The organism is Arthrobacter sp. SPT-J7, assembly GCF_059089965.1.
Genome location: NZ_JBNHFF010000353.1, coordinates 1 through 2,389 on the forward strand (window position 1 = coordinate 1; position 2,389 = coordinate 2,389).

Below are 2,389 nucleotides of genomic sequence, written 5' to 3' on the forward strand. Positions count from 1 at the left end.
GCCCGCGCCTGAAGGTCGTAGGTCATCATGACGGGGAGTTCGGTGAGGTACCAGCGCAGCCCGGACCGGGCGTAGTCGCTAAAGACGGTGGCATTTCCCAGCGGGCTTTCGAGCAGTGAGTCAAGACCCAGGGAAAGGCTCTGCTGGAAGACTGTGCGCCGGGTTGGGTCCACCACCGGGCCCAGGAGCACGAGATGGGAGACCATGCCCGGGTGCTGGAGTGCGAGTTCGGTAGCGAACTGTGTCCCCATTGAGTGCCCGATCATCACGGCGCGGCTCACACCCATTTTTTGGAGTGTGGCGTTGATGTGCTCCGCGTAGTCAGTCACGGAGAGCTGCCAGTTTGGTCTGGGCGTTCCAGCGAAACCGGGCAGGTCGATGGCGTAGGTATCCCCGTGCCGGGCCAAAAGGACCTGAAGCCGCCGGTAGTAGCGGTGGGACATGCCGATGCCGTGCAGCAGCACAAAAACCGGCCCGGGTGAATTGGCGGGGCCGGCCAGGATGTGGACGTGGGAGGTCAGGGACCCGGTGGTGACGATCCGCGGCGTCAGCCGCGGGCTCCTCCTGGTCAGGAGTCCGCGGTGCGGTGTTGATTCGGCGGTTGGCGGTTGGTCGGTTGCGGCGTGCACCGGTTGTCCTATTCATAAAAGGTGTGGTCGGTCGGTTGGTTAGCCCAAGGTGGCGAGGGCAGCCGGGGCACTTTCGATGGTGACCCGGGTCTGTGCTTCAACGGATTTCACTTCTCCGTCGATCTGGTACGGGATGGGCTTGAGGGTCGTGAACGTGTAGGTGCTGACGCTGGGCTGGTGCCCCAGCCCCCGGGTGGCCGCCCGCAGCGCTGTCAGCAGCACCCGCACCTTTGACCTGTGGGGGAAGATTACGACTTCGAATTTGCCGTCCGAGGGGTGGTTATCGGCTTCGCTGAGGGTGGCGTACTTCGCCATCTCGGCGATGTTGGCGAAGACGAGACTGTCAAACTTCCGGCGCTTGCCTTCTGCCTGGCGGATTTCGAACGGCTTGAACTGGGAGAAGGTGCGCATGACGGAGAACATTTCCTTCAAGGCGCCTTTGCTGCCCTTTTCCAGGTCAATCGCCATGACCGGGGTCAAACCGAAGCCGATGTAGGAGTGGGCGTACTCAGTGGGTGCATCCGCTCCCTGGCCCGTGGTGATGCGCAGGAGGTCGATGTGCCGGACGGCGCCGCCGGTGATGGCGTCCTCCAGGGGCTCGGTGCCGGTGGTGCGGCGGTGGTCATTGGCGTTCCCGGCACCCATGACGGCGCAGACTGCGTGCGGGTTACCGGCTTGCATCACGCCGTTGACGACTTCGTTGTAGCCCCCGTCCCCGCTGACCGAGACGACCAGTACGTCCCGGCCGGCGCGGGCTGCGTCGCGGGCGAGCTCGACGGCGTGGCCGGCATGGTCTGTGGGTTGGAGCTTGAGGTCTGGAGCGTAGGGAAGAAGTTTCTCCAGCTTCGATCGGAGCTCCTCGGCGAGTGTGGGTGCGTCACCGGTGCTGTTGGGGTTGAAGATGATGACGATCGATTCGAAGGTCCGGGCAGTGGTCATGGTGCGCTCCGTAGTCGTGGGTTGCTCTGGGAGGCGGGACGTAGTCCGCACTGTTCAGCTGTTGCCGGTATGGACGATGCTGTCGGCGTCTTGTTGACTGGCCGGGGCGTCGGCGAGGCCACTGGGTGTCAGGTCGAGGTCTTCAATGCCGGCAGGGCTGGCTTGGGCGCCGATGAGGGTAGCTTCAGGCTCTGTGGTGTGGCCGTTGATCGTCATAATCTGGGTGTCCTTCGGTCCGGACTGGGGGATGGGCTAAGTGCACAGCTCTATCTGGAACCTGGCCGGCGGGACTGGGGCCCGGGCGGTGCCGGGATTGGTCCTCTTGTCCCGACGAAAGCACGGGAAGGGCTGCCACGTGTTCCGCGGTGGTGTCAAGAACCCGGGAAGCACGGCACTGCGAACAGTGGACTGCCACGGCGAGGTTACCTGCCCGCAGGCCTGTAACGGGAGGAGATTCGACGAGCAGGTGCACATCGGTGTCACACGTCGGGCACCAGGGATGTTGGCCGCGTGGCTGGTGGACGTCCCGGGGAACATAGCTATGCGTGGGTGTGGTCATCAAGGGGTCAGACGACAGCGCGATAGCTGTTCAGAATGTAGTCTGCTGCCGCTGGGCCCTTCATGCCTAGGCACTGCCCGGGATTGACGCGCTGATTCATCGCGGTCCAGAAGACGTGCTCTGCTTGTGGGCTCTTGTGGGAGAGGTAGCACCAGCTGGTGTACAGACCGTAGAAGGAGTCTTCATCAAGAGTGGAGGCGGAGTCCTGGTCGAGGTAGGTAGCTTCCAGGAGGAATTGGTCGAACTGTGAATGCGCCATGAT

General features: G+C 63.4%; 4 protein-coding genes. All 4 read right to left on the reverse strand.

Annotated features, from left to right (window positions below):
- On the reverse strand, positions 1–629 hold a 629-nt coding region (locus AC5RWX_RS32520; protein WP_494100296.1), incomplete at its 3' end, for an alpha/beta fold hydrolase.
- Between the two features lie 39 nt (positions 630–668).
- Complete coding sequence (locus AC5RWX_RS32525) at positions 669–1,568, reverse strand: diacylglycerol/lipid kinase family protein (protein WP_494100297.1); 900 nt, start codon at positions 1,566–1,568, stop codon at positions 669–671.
- 54 nt (positions 1,569–1,622) lie between these two features.
- A complete protein-coding gene (locus AC5RWX_RS32530; protein ID WP_494100298.1) occupies positions 1,623–1,784 on the reverse strand; it encodes a hypothetical protein in 162 nt (53 codons plus the stop codon).
- Positions 1,785–2,134: 350 nt separating this feature from the next.
- Positions 2,135–2,389, reverse strand: a 255-nt coding sequence (locus AC5RWX_RS32535) for a hypothetical protein (protein ID WP_494100299.1), incomplete at its 5' end; no start/stop codon positions are given.